The organism is Streptomyces sp. NBC_01306 (genome assembly GCF_026340465.1).
Lineage (GTDB): Bacteria > Actinomycetota > Actinomycetes > Streptomycetales > Streptomycetaceae > Streptomyces.
The window spans coordinates 2,630,668-2,647,063 of record NZ_JAPEPC010000001.1; the positions used below are offsets into that span (position 1 = coordinate 2,630,668).

A 16,396-nucleotide genomic window follows, 5' to 3' on the forward strand; every position below is an offset into this window, starting at 1 on the left:
ATCCCCTCAAGCCCCTGCGGCCTCCCTCAGACCGGAGAGAGCCCCCCTCAGGCCTCCCCGAGCTCCCGGAGACCGTCGAGGTCCGTGCGCTGTTTCTCTGCCGCCCAGCGCGCCCCGAACCCGCTGACCGTCACCACGCGGCGCTCGTCGTCCGTGTCACCCACACCCCGCCCGATGACCACCCGGAGCCGGTCGTCCGACAGTTCCTCGACCTTCCCGTCCCCCCACTCGACCACGATCACCGAGTCGGGCAGCGAGACGTCCAGATCGAGGTCCTCCATCTCGTCGAGCCCACCGCCCAGGCGGTACGCGTCCACGTGCACCAGCGGGGGGCCGTCGCCCAGCGGCGGATGGACACGGGCGATGACGAAGGTCGGGGACGTGACCGCTCCGCGCACGCCGAGGCCCTCGCCCAGGCCCCGGGTGAGGGTGGTCTTGCCCGCGCCGAGTTCACCGGAGAGCATCACGAGATCGCCGGGGCGCAGCAGTACGGCGAGGCGACGGCCCAACTCCTGCATACGGTCGGGGGAGTCGATGGTCAGGCGGGTGGCGAATGCGGCGGCCGTGTCAGCTGCCGGGCTGTGCGGGGCTTCCATACAGGCCAACGTTAGCGTCTACCGGTACCGCGCCCGCCCTCGCCAGCAGTTCGGTCAACCGGCCGGTCACGGTCTCCGGATGTTCGAGCATGACCAGGTGCCCGGCGTCGGGAACGATGACCAGTTCCGCCGTGGGCAGCAGATCGGCGATGATCTGGCTGTGTGCACTTGGTGTCACCAGGTCGTTCTCGCCGGCCAGGATGAGTGCGGGCACCTCGGCGAAGACCTCGGCCAGCGCGTCCGCCTTGTCGTGGTCGGTGAAGGCCGGATAGAACTCCGCGACCACATCGATCGGTGTGCCCTCGATCAGCCGCTCCGCGAACCGGGCCACGCCGGGGTCGACGTCCTTCGAACCGAACGAGTACCGCTTGACCAGCCCGGCGAACAGGTCCGCCGTGGCCCGCCGCCCCCGCTCCACCAGCTCCGTCTGGGACCCGAGAGCCTTCAGTACGCCGGGAAGCACGCGCCGCACCGCGTTCACGCCCGCCACCGGCAGCCCGAAACTGACCTCGCCGAGCTTCCCGCAGGAGGTGCCGACGAACGCGGCACCGACGACCCGGTCTCTGACCAGTTCGGGGAACTGTTCGCCGAGCGCCATCATCGTCATGCCGCCCATCGAATGTCCCACCAGCACCAGAGGTCCCTCCGGTGCTGCCGCGTCGATGACTGCTTTCAGATCGCGGCCGAGCTGGTCGATGGTGAGCGGTACACCGTCGGCCTGCGCCTGACCGCGCTCCGAGCGGCCGTGGCTGCGCTGGTCCCAGTGGACGGTCCGGACGACGCCGCGTAGCGCCGCACGCTGGAAGTGCCAGGAATCCTGGCTGAGGCAGTAACCGTGTGAGAAGACGACCGTGACGGGCTGAACCGTCCGGCGCCCGGACGACCGCCGCTTACGCGCCCCGGCTGTCCCGTCTTTGGCTGTCCCGTCTTTCGCAGCTTCCCCGGCCGCCCGACGGCCGCCGGCCGCTCCAACTTTCCCAGCTGTCCCGGACACACCGGCCGTCCCGACGGTCCCATCCGCTCCCGCAGCACCTGAAGCACCCGAAGCTGCACCAGCCGTCCCAGCTCCACCCGGCTCTGCTCCGGCGCCCCGCGCCCGCGCACCACTGAGCGACCCCGGCGGGTAAGCGCCGACCTCGTCGACCTCGTAGTAGATCCCGGTCCCGTCATCGGCGGCCGCCCGGCCCGGGACACCGCGCAGTGAGCCGTACGGGCCCGATGCGTCGAGGGCGAGCCGCGCCTTCTTGCGCATGCCGCGGCCGACCGTCAGACGCTCGACCGCCACGCCCGCCGCCGCACCGGCCGCGAGCACACCGATCGCGGCGCCGGCGAAACCACCGGCCCTGCGCCAGTTGGCGCCCGCCGCGGCGGCCTGGGCCACATTCGCGCTGGTGCTCTCGCTCACCGTGCCGCTCTCCTACTGGTCGTCGTCCGGCTACTCGTCGTCGTCCGGCTACTCGTCGTCCGGCTGCTGGTTCATCCCATCACCGGCGGTTCGACTGCTGCCTGTCCGGTCGTGACCGTCCGGACTGCTGCCCGTCGGACGGGTTACTGCTCACCCAGTCCCTCATTCACATACACGCGGTCCACTCGCGACCCGATCCGGGTGACGATCTCGTACGCGATCGTGTCCGCGGCCCGGGCCCAGTCCTCGGCGGTCGGTTCGCCCCGGTCACCCGGCCCGAACAGCACCGCCTCCGCACCCGGAAGGAGTTCGTCCCCCTCCAGGTCCACGACGAACTGGTCCATGGCGATCCGTCCCGCGACCCGCCGCAGTCGCCCGCCGATCAGCACAGGCCCCTTACCCGAAGCGTGGCGCGGGACACCGTCCGCGTACCCGAGGGGGACCAGGCCGAGTGTGGTCTCGGCCGGGGTGACGTAGTGATGGCCGTAGCTGACGCCGTGCCCCGCCGGTACGTGTTTGACCAGGCCCAGGCGGGCGCTGAGCGTCATGACGGGACGCAGGCCGAAGTCGGCGGCGGTGCCGAGCTGCGGTACAGGCGAGATGCCGTAGAGCGCGACGCCCGGACGGATCAGGTCGTACTGCGCCTCGGGCAGCGTCAGCACGGCAGGCGAGTTGGAGATGTGCCGGACCTCGGGGCTGACCCCTGCCTTCTCGGCGTACGCGATGGCCTCGTCGAAGCGGTCCCGCTGCGCGGCGATGGACGGATGGCCGGGCTCGTCTGCGCACGCGAAGTGCGACCAGATCCCGGTGACATCGGCCAGCCCCTCGGCCTCAGCGGCGACCGCGGCGCCGACGAGTTCGGGCCAGTCGGCGGGCTGGCAGCCGCCGCGCCCGAGGCCGGTGTCGGCCTTGAGCTGGATACGGGCCGTACGGCCGCTCGCCCGGGCCGCATCCAGTACCTCGTCGAGCGCCCACATACCGCCCACGGACACATCGATATCGGCCTCGATCGCCTCTCGCCACGGCCCGCCGGGCGTCCACAGCCAGCAGAGCAGCCGGGCCCGGATACCCGCGGCGCGCAGTGCGAGCGCCTCCTGCGGGGTCGCGGTACCGAGCCAGTCGGCTCCGGCCTCAAGTGCGGCCCTGGCGCAGGGCAGCATGCCGTGGCCGTACGCATCCGCCTTGACCACTGCCATGAGCTGGGCACGGGGCGCACGGGCGCGCAGCGCGCGCACGTTGGCTCGCAGCGCGCCAAGATCGATCTCCGCACGCGCTCGCATGAGTGCCCCGGCTGTCCCGGTCCTCCGGTCATCGCGTGTCCCGGCTGTCCCGGCTGTCCCGGTCCCTCGGTCACCGCGTGTCCCAGCCGTCCCGGTGCCCCGGTCGCCGCGTGCCCCGGCTGCCCCGGCCGTCCCGGTCCCCCGGTCACCGCGTGTCCCAGCCGCCCCGGTGCCCCGGTCACCGCAAGCCCCGTCCGTCTCGGCGCCCCGCTCACTACGAGTCCCGGTCATCTACGTGCCTCAGTCATCTGTCTGTCCCCGTCATCGCGCCCAGTCTCTCAGAGCGGGCTTCCGCTCCCACTCCCTCGCAGAGCGCGTGCGCCCGCCCCGCCGGCGCCCAGCCCTGTGTCCAGCCCTGTGCCCGGGCCCGGGCACAGGGCTGGACAGCCACCCAGGACAGCCGGGCACCGGGGGTGAGGCAGCCACCCCCGGCCAGGACGGACCGAGACACGAGCGAGGAAGTGGCCAGGACGGACACCTCAGCGCCCCTCACTCCTCGCCCCCTCACCTCATCCCCTCACCCCCCGCAGACGTCCCGCCAGGCCGCCGCGATCCCGTCCGCCACGTCCTGGGCGACCACAGCCGCCCCGCCGGAAGCCCGACGGGCGGCCAGGCCGTGCAGATAGGCCGCGACGGAGCCTGCGTCCCTGGCGTCCAGTCCTGCCGCCAGCAGTGAGCCAGCCAGGCCCGACAGGACGTCGCCGCTGCCCGCCGTGGCCAGCCAGGGGGTGCCGGTCGGGTTCACCCGGACCGGCGTGTCGCCCGAAGGGGCCGCGACGAGGGTGGTCGAGCCCTTGAGCAGGACGGTCGCCCCGTAGCGCGAAGCCAGCGCCCGTACCGACGCGAGCCGCGCCCCCTCGACCTCCTCGCGTGACACGTCGAGCAGGGCAGCCGCCTCGCCCGCGTGCGGGGTGAGCAGAGTCGGCGCCGAACGGTCCTGTACGGCCGACGCGTCCAGCAGCCGCAGCCCGTCCGCGTCCACGAGCACCGGCACGTCGGATGCCAGTACGTCGTCGACCACCGACCTGTCGTCCCCGAGGCCGGGGCCGACGACCCACGCCTGAACACGTCCCGCCTTCGCCGGCGGCCCGGCGTGCACCAGCGTCTCCGGGAACCGTGCGATCACCGCGTCGGCGGCAGGCCCCACATACCGCACTGCCCCTGCCCCGCCCCGCAGCGCGCCCGCCACGGCCAGCACGGCCGCTCCCGGATAGCGTGCGGATCCGGCGACGACGCCGACGACGCCCCGCCGGTACTTGTCGCTCTCCGCCGAGGGCATCGGCAGCAGTTCCGCCACGTCCGCGTACTGGAGCGACTCCAGGTCCGGTACGACGGGCAGGTCGAGCCCGATGTCCACGAGCCGCAGGGCCCCCGCGTACTCGGCGGCCGGATCGATGAGAAGTGCAGGCTTGTACGCGCCGAACGTCACGGTCGCGTCCGCCCGTACGGCCTCACCGACGACCTCGCCCGTGTCGGCGGACACCCCGCTCGGCAGGTCCACGGCGACCACCGGCACCGCGTCGGACACCGCCCAGAGGGCGGCCACCGCATCGGGCCGCAGCCCGCCCCGGCCGCCGATACCGGTGATCCCGTCGACCACCAGGTCGGCCCGGCCGACCACCGATACGTCGTCGACCCGCCCGCCGGCCGCGAGCAGCGCCCGCAGGCCGCCCTGATGGGCCCGGTCGGGGGCCAGCAGCACCGCCGCCACCCCCGCGCCGCGCCGGGCCAGGCGGGCGCCCGCGTACAGGGCGTCGCCCCCGTTGTCCCCGCTCCCGACGAGCAGCACGACCCGGGCGCCGTACACCTTCCCCAGCAGATCCGCGCAGGCCGCGGCGAGGCCGGCGGCGGCCCGCTGCATGAGGGCGCCCTCCGGCAGCCTGGCCATCAGTTCGCGCTCGGCGGTCCGTACGGTCTCCACGCTGTAAGCAGTACGCATGCCTCAACCCTCCACTGTCGCCCCGCCGCTCTCAACCGCCCGCGACCCACGCCACGCCGACCTCACCCGGCCGCTACCAGTCAGGCCGGACCTCAGCCCTCAACCCTCAACCCTCAGCCCGACAGCGACCAGCCGACGACCAGCCACCACTGACCACCCGTCACACCACCCCTAAGCGATCAGCGATCACCCCTCAGATCAGCGATCACCCCTCAGCGATCACGACGGCCGAGGCCACCCCCGCGTCATGGCTGAGTGAGACATGCCACGACTGCACGCCCAGTTCGGCGGCCCGTGCCGCTACCGTGCCGGTCACCCGCAGCCGGGGCCGGCCGCCGTCCTCCACGAACACCTCGGCGTCCGTCCAGCGCAGCCCACCGGGCGCGCCGAGCGCCTTGGCCAGCGCCTCCTTGGCCGCGAACCGGGCGGCCAGTGAGGCGATACCCCGCCGCTCACCGCCCGGAAGCCGCAACTCGTCCGGCAGGAAGAGCCGTTGCGCCATCTCCGGGGTCCGCTCCAGCGCCGCGGCGAACCGTTCGATCTCCGCGACGTCGATCCCCACGCCGACAATCACTCGGCCACCCCCCGCTGCCCGAGACGCCTGCGCGCCCGGCCGGACCCCGCTCCCACGACCATCACTCCACCGTCACCGACTTCGCGAGGTTGCGCGGCTGGTCGACCTCGTTGCCCCGCGCGGTCGCCAGTTCGCAGGCGAACACCTGGAGCGGAACGGCCGCGACCAGGGGCTGCAGCAGGGTGGGCGTGGCCGGGACGCGGATCAGGTGGTCGGCGTACGGTACGACCGCCTCGTCGCCCTCCTCCGCGATGACGATGGTCCGCGCACCGCGTGCCCGGATCTCCTGGATGTTCGACACCATCTTCCCGTGCAGCACTGACCGCCCGCGCGGCGAGGGCACGACGACGACCACCGGCAGATCCTCCTCGATCAGCGCGATGGGACCGTGCTTGAGCTCACCCGCCGCGAATCCCTCCGCGTGCATATAGGCGAGCTCCTTCAGCTTGAGCGCACCTTCCAGCGCGACCGGATACCCGACATGCCTGCCGAGGAACAGCACGGTGTCCTTGCCGGCCAGCGACCGCGCCAACTCCCGTACCGGCTCCATGGTTTCCAGCACCCGCTCGACCTGGCAGGAGATCTCGGACAGTTCCCGGATGACGGCCCGGATCTCGTCCGCCCACTTCGTCCCGCGCACCTGCCCCAGATAGAGCGCGACGAGGTAGCAGGCCACCAGCTGCGTCAGAAAGGCCTTGGTCGACGCGACGGCCACTTCGGGTCCTGCGTGCGTATAGAGCACGGCGTCCGATTCCCGTGGAATGGTCGAACCGTTGGTGTTGCAGATGGCCAGCACCTTCGCGCCCTGCTCGCGGGCATGGCGCAGCGCCATCAGGGTGTCCATGGTCTCGCCGGACTGCGAGATGGCGATCACCAGCGTCTGCTGGTCGAGGATCGGGTCCCGGTAGCGGAACTCACTGGCGAGCTCGGTCTCGCAGGGAATCCTGGTCCAGTGCTCGATGGCGTACTTGGCGATCATCCCCGCGTGGAAAGCGGTCCCGCAGGCCACGATCACGACCTTGTTGACCTCGCGCAGCACCGCGGCGGGAATCCGTACCTCGTCGAGCGTCAGCAGCCCGCCGGTATCGATACGCCCCAGCAGAGTGTCGGCGACAGCCTTCGGCTGCTCGGCGATCTCCTTGAGCATGAAGTAGTCATAACCCCCCTTTTCGGCCGCCGATGCGTCCCAGTCGACGTGGTACGAACGGACGTCGGCCGGTGCCCCGTCGAAGTCGGTGACGAGCACGCCGTCCCGGCGGAGCTCCACCACCTGGTCCTGCCCCAGCTCGATCGCGGACCGCGTGTGGGCGATGAACGCGGCCACGTCCGACGCGAGGAAGGACTCACCCTCTCCAACGCCCACCACCAGCGGTGAGTTCCGCCGCGCGCCGACCACCACGTCTGGTTCGTCGGCGTGCACCGCGACCAGCGTGAACGCCCCGTCCAGCCTTCGGCACACCTGCCGCATCGCCTCCGCCAGGTCCCCGCACGAGGAGTACGCCTCGGCCAGCAGATGCGCCGTGACCTCCGTGTCGGTCTCGGACGCCAAGTCGTGCCCGCGTCCGGCCAGTTCCTCACGCAGGGCGGCGAAGTTCTCGATGATCCCGTTGTGGACGACAGCCACCCGGCCCGCGTTGTCCAGATGCGGGTGCGCGTTCTCGTCATTGGGCGCCCCGTGAGTGGCCCAGCGGGTGTGCCCGATACCTGTCGCTCCGGCCGGCAAAGGCCTCTCGACCAGCTCCTTCTCCAGATTGGCGAGCTTCCCGGCCTTCTTCGCGGCCGCCAGCCCGCCGTCGGCGAGCACCGCCACGCCGGCCGAGTCGTAGCCCCGGTACTCCAGCCTCTTGAGACCCGCGATGACAACATCAAGCGCCGACTGCCCGCCGACGTACCCCACGATTCCGCACATCCCGGCAGCCTACGGCGGAGCCGCCCGCAGAGTCCGCAGCGGTCGGCCCTCCGGGACGCCGCCGCCCCCTAGTGACGCACCCCACCCGCCACCCGGGCCACACAGCCGCCACAATGAACAGGTGATCTCTCCGGTCTCCCCGCCGCCGCGGAGCGCCCACCGGCCCAGGCCGGAGGCGACTCCCTACGTCGACCTCACCCGTACCGAGTGGAGCGCACTGCGGGAGAAGACGCCGCTGCCGCTCACCGCCGAGGAGGTCGAACGGCTCCGCGGACTCGGGGACGTCATAGACCTCGACGAGGTGCGCGACATCTACCTCCCGCTGTCCCGGCTGCTCAACCTCTATGTCCAGGCCTCGGACGGGCTGCGCGGGGCACTCAACACCTTCCTGGGCGACGCGGGCAACGGCCACGGCACCCAGCACGGCACCCCCTTCGTCATAGGGGTCGCCGGGAGCGTCGCGGTGGGCAAGTCCACCGTCGCCCGGCTCCTGAAGGCGCTGCTCGCCCGCTGGCCCGAGCACCCGCGCGTCGAGCTGGTCACCACCGACGGGTTCCTGTACCCGATGGAGGAGTTGAAGCGGCGCGGGCTCATGGGCCGCAAGGGGTTCCCCGAGTCGTACGACCGCCGTGCCCTCACCCGGTTCGTCGCGGACGTGAAGTCCGGCAGGGACGAGGTCACCGCGCCCGTCTACTCGCACCTGATCTACGACATCGTGCCGGGCGAGCGGCTGACCGTGCGCCGCCCTGACATCCTCATCGTGGAGGGGCTGAACGTGCTGCAGCCCGCGCTCCCCGGCAGCGACGGCCGCACCCGGACCGGTCTCGCCGACTACTTCGACTTCTCCGTGTACGTGGACGCGCGCGCCGATGACATCGAGAGCTGGTACCTCAACAGGTTCAGGAAGCTGCGCGCGACCGCGTTCCAGGACCCGTCCTCGTACTTCAGGAAGTACACCCAGGTCTCCGAGGACGAGGCGCTGGAGTACGCACGCACCATGTGGCGGACCATCAACAAGCCGAACCTGGTGGAGAATGTGGCACCGACGCGCAGCCGTGCCACCCTCGTCGTGCGCAAGGGACCGGACCACAAGGTCCAGCGTCTCTCGCTGCGCAAAGTCTGACCTTCCTGGAGTGCCCGCGTGCTGCATCTGCGCCTGATCGTGCCCGCCGACCGTACGGACGAGGTCCTGCACCTCATAGGCCACACCGTGGGCACCACGCACCTGGTGGTGATGCCCGGCGCGGCCCGCGATCCGCAGGGCGATGTGGTGATGTGCGATGTGGCGCGCGAGGCGGGCGACGATCTGATCGGTGCGCTGCGCGGGCTCGGCATCGACCGGTCCGGTTCGATCGCCGTCGAGAACACGGATCTGACACTCTCCGCGTACGCCGACAAGGCGGAGGCCGACGCGCCCGGTGAGGGCTCGGACGCGGTGCTGTGGGAGGAGCTGACACGGGCGACCGACGAGGAGTCCACGTTCAGCGTCACCTATGTGGCGTTCATGGCCGTCGCGACGATGCTGGCCGCCTGCGGTGTGATGCTCGACAACGCGATCCTGATCGTGGGCGCGATGGCGGTGGGACCCGATTTCGGACCGCTGGCGGGGATCTCGACGGCGCTGGTGCAGCGGGCTCCGCGCCTGGTGGGGCGGTCGCTGTGGGCGCTGACCGGAGGGTTCGCCATCGCGATGGTGCTGACGGCCGGGTTCGCCTGGATGATGAACGCCTTCGGGCTCTTCACCATGCACATGGTCGAAGCGGCCCGGCCCAACACGGCGTTCATCTGGCAGCCGGACTGGATGTCGTTCGTGGTGGCGTTCCTCGCGGGCATCGCGGGGACGCTCTCGCTCACTTCGGCGAAGTCCGGGGCGCTGATCGGTGTGGCCATCTCCGTGACGACCGTACCGGCCGCGGCCAATGCGGCGGTGGCGTTCAACTACGGCGATTACAGCCAGACTTGGGGCTCGGTCAGCCAACTGCTTGCGAACCTGGGCGGGATCGTGCTCGCGGGCACGCTGACCCTGCTGGTGCAGAAGGCACTGCTGTCGGTACGCCGCCGCCGCGCACTGGAGCACGCTGGAGCGCACTGAAGCGCACTGGAACGCACTGCACGGAACGCGCTGACTGAAACGGCCGGCCGGCCCTGGCTACCTTGCCCTGAAGCCGACGCCCCGCGGTGTGCGTGCGGCGTCACCCCGGACGCCGCACGCATCACACAACAGCCTCTGACCCGGCGGCGGCCGCTACCCCAGCGCGGACTTCACCACGTCGGCCAGCCGGGCCGCCACCGTCTTCGCCTGGTCGATGTCCGCAGCCTCGACCATGACCCGCACCAGCGGCTCCGTGCCCGAGGGGCGCAGCAGTACGCGGCCGGTCGAGCCCAGTTCACGCTCGGCCTCGGTCACCGCAGCCCTCAGCTCGGCCGATGTGGCGACCCGCGACCTGTCCACGTCCGGCACATTGACCAGGACCTGCGGCAGCCGCACCATCACACCCGCCAGCTCGGCCAGCGTCCGGCCGGTGGCAGCGACCCGGGCGGCCAGCATCAGCCCGGTGAGGGTGCCGTCGCCGGTCGTCGCGTGGTCCAGGACGATGACGTGGCCGGACTGCTCGCCGCCCAGCGCGTAGCCGTGTTCCTTCATCGACTCCAGGACATAGCGGTCACCGACCGCCGTCTGGACCAGCTCGATGCCCTCGCGCTCCATGGCCATCTTGAACCCGAGGTTGGACATCACGGTGCCCACCACGGTGTTTCCGCGCAGCGTGCCCGCCTCGCGCATGGCGAGGGCCAGGACGGCGAGGATCTGGTCGCCGTCGACCTCCTCGCCCGACGCGTCCACGGCGAGGCAGCGGTCGGCGTCGCCGTCGTGCGCGATACCGAAGTCGGCGCCGTGTTCGACCACGGCGGCCTTGATCAGCGCCAGATGGGTCGAGCCGCAGCCGTCGTTGATGTTCAGCCCGTCGGGCTCGGCGCCCAGGGTGACGACCTCGGCCCCGGCCCGGGTGAACGCCTCGGGCGAGACGCGGGACGCCGCGCCGTGCGCCTCGTCGAGGACGACCTTGAGGCCGTCGAGCCGGTTGGGCAGGACGCCGATGAGATGGGCGACGTACTGGTCGAAGCCCTGGTCGTACGTACGGACCCGGCCCACGCCCGCGCCCGTCGGGCGCTCCCACGGCTCGCCGGTGCGGTGCTGGTCGTAGACCGTCTCGACGCGGTCCTCCAGCTCGTCGGCGAGCTTGTGGCCGCCACGCGCGAAGAACTTGATGCCGTTGTCCGGCATGGCGTTGTGGCTGGCGGAGAGCATCACGCCGAAGTCGGCGCCCAGCGCACCGGTGAGATACGCCACCGCCGGGGTGGGCAGCACACCGACGCGCAGGACGTCCACGCCCGCGCTCGCGAGGCCCGCGACGACGGCGGCCTCCAGGAACTCTCCGGACGCACGCGGATCGCGCCCGACCACCGCTTTCGGCCGATGGCCCTCGAATGTGCCCGCTTCCGCGAGTACGTGCGCCGCGGCGACCGAGAGACCGAGCGCGAGCTCCGCCGTCAGGTCCACGTTGGCGACACCGCGCACACCGTCCGTGCCGAAGAGTCGTCCCACTGTTGTCCTCCGAAAGATGCTCCGAGAAATTCCGAATACCCAATACCCAGGTCTCTGAGCGTTGTGAACGTCTTGTGCCGTTATACGCCGGAGGACCTGATAAACGAACGCCCCGGCAGCACAGAAGGTGCCGCCGGGGCGAACGTACAAACAGGGTCGTGCATGCAGCCCTGCAAGCCGTGATTAGCGCTTGCTGTACTGCGGGGCCTTACGGGCCTTCTTGAGACCGGCCTTCTTGCGCTCGACCGCACGGTCGTCGCGGGAGAGGAAGCCGGCCTTCTTCAGCGTGGCGCGGTTGTTGTCCACGTCCGCCTCGTTCAGCGAGCGGGCCACGCCGAGGCGCAGGGCGCCGGCCTGACCGGACACGCCGCCACCCGAGATGCGGGCGATGACGTCGTAGCGGTTGTCGAGCTCAAGCACCTTGAAGGGCTCGTTGACTTCCTGCTGGTGCACCTTGTTGGGGAAGTAGTCCTCAAGGGTACGACCGTTGATCTTCCACTTGCCGGTGCCCGGAACGATCCGGACGCGGGCAATGGCGTTCTTGCGGCGGCCCAGGCCGGCCGCCGGCTGCGGGTCGCCGAAGCGGCCCGCGAGCGACTCGCTGGTGTACTCGCCCTCGACCGGAACCTCGGACTCGAAGGTGGTCACCTCGGCGAAGGTCTCTTCGCCCTCGGTGCCCGCCACGTCGTCGGTGGGGGTCTCTGCAGTGGTCTCGGCCACGATTCTCCTCAGATCTTTCTTTACGTCTTAGGGGGTGGCCGGAACTACTGCGCGACCTGGGTGATCTCGAACGGGACAGGCTGCTGAGCAGCGTGCGGGTGCTGGTCTCCCGCGTAGATCTTCAGCTTCGAGAGCACCTGACGGCCCAGGGTGTTCTTGGGAATCATGCCCTTGATGGCCTTCTCGATGGCCTTCTCGGGGCTCTTCTCAAGCAGCTCGTCGTAGCGGACGGAACGCAGGCCACCCGGGTAACCGGAGTGGCGGTACGCCATCTTCTGGGTCTTCTTGTTGCCGGAGAGGTGAACCTTCTCGGCGTTGATGATGATGACGAAGTCGCCCATGTCCATGTGCGGGGCGTAGATCGCCTTGTGCTTGCCCCGCAGGAGGGTGGCGGCGGTCGTCGCCAGACGGCCCAGGACGATGTCCTGCGCGTCGATGATGTGCCACTGGCGAGTGACATCGCCGGGCTTGGGGCTGTACGTACGCACTTCGTAGCCTTCGCTTCTTCAGTGGATGGGGTCCAGACACACGGCACCCCTGAAGCGATCTGCAGCTGGGGCTCACAATGCCGGGGACGCTGCCCGTATGCGAGCCACTGGTAACTGCTCCAGGGAACCTACGTAAGGGCCCTTCGCGTGAGAACGACGAAGCCAATACGTATAACAAAAGCCGAGACTACCCGCGCCGCCCCGGATGGGTCAAAACAGCTGGTCCGGGCCCGGGATCACGGGCCCGGGATCACGGGCCCGGACGACGGTACAGCCACCGGACCGGCTGCCCCGGCCGCCGCACCCGTCACGCCTGTCATGCCCGTCCCGGCCGTCCCGCCCGTCACGCCTGTCCCGCCCACCGCACCATCCGCCTCGCCTACCGCACCCGCTCCACGCGCCGCTCGTCCCACACCGGCTCGGCCGTCTCCCGTACGACGCCGTCCGAGCCGAAGACCAGATACCGGTCGAAGGACTTCGCGAACCAGCGGTCGTGGGTGACCGCGACCACCGTGCCCTCGTACGCCTCCAGACCCTCCTGGAGCGCCTCGGCCGACTCCAGGTCCAGGTTGTCCGTCGGCTCGTCCAGGAGCAGCGCGGTGGTGCCCGCCAGCTCCAGGAGCAGGATCTGGAAGCGCGCCTGCTGGCCGCCCGAGAGCCGGTCGAAGAGCTGGTCGCCCTGGCGCTCCATCTCGTACCGGCGCAGCACGCCCATGGCCGCCCCCCGGTCCTTCGCGTGCTCCGTCCACAGGATGTCGACGAGCGTGCGGCCCAGCAGCTCCGGGTGCGCGTGGGTCTGGGCGAAGTGGCCGGGCACGACACGGGCGCCGGTCTTCCACTGGCCGGTGTGGGCGACGTCGCCGCCGGCCAGCAGCCGCAGGAAGTGGGACTTGCCTGACCCGTTGGAGCCGAGCACCGCGACCCGTTCGCCGTAGAAGATCTCCAGCGAGAAGGGCTTCATCAGGCCGGTCAGCTCAAGGTTCTCGCAGGTCACGGCCCGTACGCCGGTGCGGCCTCCGCGCAGCCGCATGCTGATCTCCTGCTCGCGCGGCGGCTCGGGCGGCGGCCCGGCCTCCTCGAACTTCTGGAAGCGCGTCTGCATGGCCCGGTAGCGCGATGCCATGTCGGGGCTGCTCGCCGCCTGGTTACGCAGCCGCAGCACCAGCGCCTTCAGCCGGGCGTGCTCCTCGTCCCAGCGCCGCTTGAGCTCCTCGAACCTCGCGAAGCGCTCCTTGCGGGCCGCGTGGTACGTGTCGAACCCGCCGCCGTGCACCCAGACGTCCGAGCCGGCCGGACCGGGCTCCACACTCACGATCTTCTCGGCGGCCCTCGACAGCAGCTCCCTGTCGTGCGAGACGAAGAGCACCGTCTTGCGGGTCTCCTTCAGCCGCTCCTCCAGCCAGCGCTTGCCCGGCACGTCCAGGTAGTTGTCCGGCTCGTCGAGGAGCAGCACCTCGTCGGGCCCCCGCAGCAGCGCCTCCAGGACCAGCCGCTTCTGCTCGCCCCCGGAGAGCGTCCGCACCTCGCGGAACTGCGCCTTGTCGTAGGGGACGCCGAGCGCGGCCATGGTGCACATGTCCCAGACGGTCTCGGCCTCGTACCCCTGCACCTCGGCCCAGTCGCTCAGGGCCTGCGCGTACGTCATCTGCGCGGTCTCGTCGTCCACGGTCATGATCAGGTGCTCGGCGGCGTCCACCGCCCGGGCCGCTTCGCGGATGCGCGGCTGTGCGACCGAGACGAGCAGGTCCCGGACCGTACGGTCGTCACGGACCGACCCGACGAACTGCCGCATCACTCCGAGGCCGCCGCTCACCGAGACCGTCCCGCCGTGCGGCTGGATCTCCCCCGCGATCAGCCGCAGCAGGGTGGTCTTGCCGGCGCCGTTGGCACCGACCAGGGCCACGACCGCGCCGTCACCCACCCGGAACGAGGCATCACCGAGCAGCACCCGCCCGTCCGGCAAGTAGTACTCAAGATGACCCGCTTCAAGATGTCCCATGCACCGGATTGTCGCCCACACGCACCCCCGGGAGGCAACCGGATTCCGGCGCCCCATTCCGGCGCCCCTGGGGGCTCGGGCCCGGCGAAGCCGGATTAGTATGCGCGCCATGAGCTTCGGGCAAGGGGGGCCCTCCTGGGGGCCGGGGGATTCACAGCGGAACAACGCCAACGGCGGGGACGGCCGGTGGCAGGCCCCGGGCGGGCAGACGCCCGGCGGGACGCCCGACTGGGCGGCGCTGGCCGACGAGAGCGCCGCACGCGGCAAACGCAAGAAGCTGCTGCTGGTCGGCGGCGGGGTACTGGCGACCGCCGTGGTGGGGGCTCTCGTCGCGGCCGTGGTCGTGGCGGCGGGCAGCGGATCCGACACGGCCGGCAAGAACCTCCCCTCCCCCGAGGCGCTGCCGAGCAAGAGCAGTGAGGCCCTGCCGTCCTTCACGCCGAAGGCCCCGGCGCCACCGCCCGACCCCAAGGACTTCATCTCCAGCTCGAAGAAGGACACGGCCCCGCTCAGCGCCGCCACCCTCTTCCCCGGTGCGACGATCGCGGTGGGCGACCACACGTACAAGAAGGCCGCCACCCACCGCACCACGGCCTGCTCGTCCGTCACCCAGGGTGCGCTCGGGTCCGTGCTGGTCAACAACGGCTGCGGGCAGGTCATCCGGGCGACGTTCAGCAAGGGAGGCATCGCGGTCACCATCGGTGTCGCCGTCTTCGACACCGAGGCGCAGGCCCAGAAGGCGATGAAGCAGTCGGCCGGAGGCGTCGCCTCGCTCAACGGCGCGGGCGTCCCCACCTTCTGCCGCAACGGTTCGGTCTGCCGCAGGACCGCCAACGCCTATGGCCGCTATGCCTACTTCACGGTCGGCGGTTTCACCAGCGGCAAGAACGTCACACAGTCCGACGCCGACGTCTTCACTGCGGGCGACGACGTGGCGGAGTTCACCTTCCGCCAGATCGTGGCGCGCGGCCAGGCCCAGGCATCGGCGGCGGCCACCGCTCCGGCGAGCTGAGGCCGCCCCGCCCGCCCGGCTCAGCTGCGGCCGCTGCCGCCCCGGTGGCGCAGCCGCAGCCGCAGGGGCAGCAGCGCGGACTCGATCTGCGTCGCCAGGTCCATCTTCGACACGCCTTCGGTGCGCTCCTCGAAGCGAATCGGGATCTCCACACCGCTGTAGCCGCGGCGTACGGCCAGGAACTTCAGCTCCACCTGGAAGCTGTATCCGGCGCTGCCCAGCGTCGTCAGGTCCACCGCGCGCAGCGTCTGCGCGCGCCACAGGTTGAAGCCCGCGGTGATGTCGCGGATCCGGGTGTCCAGGATGGTGCGCGCGTACTGGTTGGCGAAGCGCGACAGCAGCTTCCGGTGCAGGCCCCAGTCCTCGTCCAGCGAGCCGCCGTCGACGTACCGGCTGCCGACGACGAACCCGGCGTCGGTCGCCAGCGCGGTCCCCAGCAGCTGCGGCACGACGTGCGCGGGGTGGCTGCCGTCGGCGTCCATCTGTACGACGTAGTCGGCGCCCTCGTCGAGGGCGGCCAGCATCCCGGCGGCGTAGGCGCGCCCCAGGCCGTCCTTCTCCGTGCGGTGCAGCACGGTCATCCGCGGCCGCGCCCCGACGGCGCCCACCGTGCCGTTCCGGGCCGCGTTGTACTCGGCGGCCAGCTCGTCGGCCAGTCGGCCGGTGCCGTCGGGGCTGGCGTCGTCCACCACCTTCAGCTGGAGGCCGGGCAGCGGCAGGGCCAGCACGGCCTCGGCGGTGCGCGGCAGGCTGGCGGCCTCGTTGTACGTCGGCATCACCACGGTCAGCGGCAGTGCACCCCACTCCTGGGGGAGCTGCCCGGTCGTGGAGGGCTGAGGCATGGGATCTCCGTACGTCGGCGATGTGCGC

General features: G+C 71.0%; 14 protein-coding genes. 3 read left to right on the forward strand and 11 right to left on the reverse strand.

The window, feature by feature from the left end:
• Nucleotides 1-47: 47 nt before the first annotated feature.
• From tsaE to glmS, 6 genes are all read right to left on the reverse strand, one after another.
• Entirely contained in the window at nucleotides 48-596 is a 549-nt protein-coding gene (gene tsaE, locus OG385_RS11295; protein ID WP_266854225.1) for a tRNA (adenosine(37)-N6)-threonylcarbamoyltransferase complex ATPase subunit type 1 TsaE, read from the reverse strand.
• Nucleotides 568-1,848 carry an alpha/beta fold hydrolase gene (locus OG385_RS11300; protein WP_266860773.1) on the reverse strand — a complete coding sequence of 427 codons (1,281 nt, stop codon included), beginning with the start codon at nucleotides 1,846-1,848 and terminating at the stop codon, nucleotides 568-570. Before OG385_RS11300 ends, tsaE begins: the two co-directional genes overlap by 29 nt.
• Nucleotides 1,849-2,144: 296 nt before the next feature.
• The gene (alr, locus tag OG385_RS11305; protein ID WP_266854227.1) at nucleotides 2,145-3,281 is read right to left on the reverse strand and encodes an alanine racemase; all 1,137 of its coding nucleotides are present in this window, start codon (nucleotides 3,279-3,281) and stop codon (nucleotides 2,145-2,147) included.
• Between the two features lie 517 nt (nucleotides 3,282-3,798).
• A complete protein-coding gene (locus OG385_RS11310; RefSeq protein WP_266854229.1) occupies nucleotides 3,799-5,220 on the reverse strand; it encodes an NAD(P)H-hydrate dehydratase in 1,422 nt (473 codons plus the stop codon).
• 205 nt (nucleotides 5,221-5,425) lie between these two features.
• Nucleotides 5,426-5,794: a holo-ACP synthase gene (locus tag OG385_RS11315; RefSeq protein WP_266854231.1), complete on the reverse strand. Its 369-nt coding sequence runs from the start codon at nucleotides 5,792-5,794 to the stop codon at nucleotides 5,426-5,428.
• Nucleotides 5,795-5,855: 61 nt separating this feature from the next.
• Entirely contained in the window at nucleotides 5,856-7,703 is a 1,848-nt protein-coding gene (glmS, locus tag OG385_RS11320) for a glutamine--fructose-6-phosphate transaminase (isomerizing) (protein WP_266854233.1), read from the reverse strand.
• Nucleotides 7,704-7,824: 121 nt separating this feature from the next.
• Between glmS and coaA the strand changes: the two genes are divergently transcribed.
• Entirely contained in the window at nucleotides 7,825-8,826 is a 1,002-nt protein-coding gene (coaA, locus tag OG385_RS11325; protein ID WP_266854235.1) for a type I pantothenate kinase, read from the forward strand.
• Nucleotides 8,827-8,844: 18 nt separating this feature from the next.
• Nucleotides 8,845-9,795, forward strand: coding sequence for a DUF389 domain-containing protein (locus tag OG385_RS11330; protein ID WP_266854236.1), 951 nt, complete (start codon nucleotides 8,845-8,847; stop codon nucleotides 9,793-9,795).
• Nucleotides 9,796-9,948: 153 nt separating this feature from the next.
• On the opposite strand, the gene glmM is transcribed toward OG385_RS11330, so the two are convergent.
• The 4 genes from glmM to OG385_RS11350 form a co-directional block, all read right to left on the reverse strand.
• Nucleotides 9,949-11,307 carry a phosphoglucosamine mutase gene (glmM, locus tag OG385_RS11335; RefSeq protein WP_266854238.1) on the reverse strand — a complete coding sequence of 453 codons (1,359 nt, stop codon included), beginning with the start codon at nucleotides 11,305-11,307 and terminating at the stop codon, nucleotides 9,949-9,951.
• A gap of 183 nt (nucleotides 11,308-11,490) precedes the next feature.
• Entirely contained in the window at nucleotides 11,491-11,991 is a 501-nt protein-coding gene (rpsI, locus tag OG385_RS11340) for a 30S ribosomal protein S9 (RefSeq protein ID WP_164266875.1), read from the reverse strand.
• A gap of 80 nt (nucleotides 11,992-12,071) precedes the next feature.
• On the reverse strand, nucleotides 12,072-12,515 hold the full coding sequence (rplM, locus tag OG385_RS11345; protein WP_250299329.1) for a 50S ribosomal protein L13: 444 nt from the start codon (nucleotides 12,513-12,515) through the stop codon (nucleotides 12,072-12,074).
• A 379-nt stretch (nucleotides 12,516-12,894) separates the two neighbouring features.
• Nucleotides 12,895-14,514: an ABC-F family ATP-binding cassette domain-containing protein gene (locus OG385_RS11350; protein WP_266854240.1), complete on the reverse strand. Its 1,620-nt coding sequence runs from the start codon at nucleotides 14,512-14,514 to the stop codon at nucleotides 12,895-12,897.
• Between the two features lie 109 nt (nucleotides 14,515-14,623).
• Between OG385_RS11350 and OG385_RS11355 the strand changes: the two genes are divergently transcribed.
• Nucleotides 14,624-15,526, forward strand: coding sequence for a hypothetical protein (locus OG385_RS11355; protein WP_266854242.1), 903 nt, complete (start codon nucleotides 14,624-14,626; stop codon nucleotides 15,524-15,526).
• Nucleotides 15,527-15,546: 20 nt separating this feature from the next.
• On the opposite strand, the gene OG385_RS11360 is transcribed toward OG385_RS11355, so the two are convergent.
• Nucleotides 15,547-16,368, reverse strand: a complete 822-nt coding sequence (locus tag OG385_RS11360) for a polyprenol monophosphomannose synthase (protein ID WP_266854244.1) — start codon at nucleotides 16,366-16,368, stop codon at nucleotides 15,547-15,549.
• Nucleotides 16,369-16,396 lie beyond the last annotated feature (28 nt).

Coding starts and splice junctions, on each gene's coding strand:
- OG385_RS11355 (WP_266854242.1), top strand. CDS start 14,624: ATGAGCTTCGGGCAAGGGGGGCCCTCCTGGGGGCCGGGGGATTCACAG.
- glmS (WP_266854233.1), bottom strand. CDS start 7,703: ATGTGCGGAATCGTGGGGTACGTCGGCGGGCAGTCGGCGCTTGATGTT.
- OG385_RS11360 (WP_266854244.1), bottom strand. CDS start 16,368: ATGCCTCAGCCCTCCACGACCGGGCAGCTCCCCCAGGAGTGGGGTGCA.
- alr (WP_266854227.1), bottom strand. CDS start 3,281: ATGCGAGCGCGTGCGGAGATCGATCTTGGCGCGCTGCGAGCCAACGTG.
- OG385_RS11310 (WP_266854229.1), bottom strand. CDS start 5,220: ATGCGTACTGCTTACAGCGTGGAGACCGTACGGACCGCCGAGCGCGAA.
- tsaE (WP_266854225.1), bottom strand. CDS start 596: ATGGAAGCCCCGCACAGCCCGGCAGCTGACACGGCCGCCGCATTCGCC.
- OG385_RS11350 (WP_266854240.1), bottom strand. CDS start 14,514: ATGGGACATCTTGAAGCGGGTCATCTTGAGTACTACTTGCCGGACGGG.
- OG385_RS11300 (WP_266860773.1), bottom strand. CDS start 1,848: ATGCGCAAGAAGGCGCGGCTCGCCCTCGACGCATCGGGCCCGTACGGC.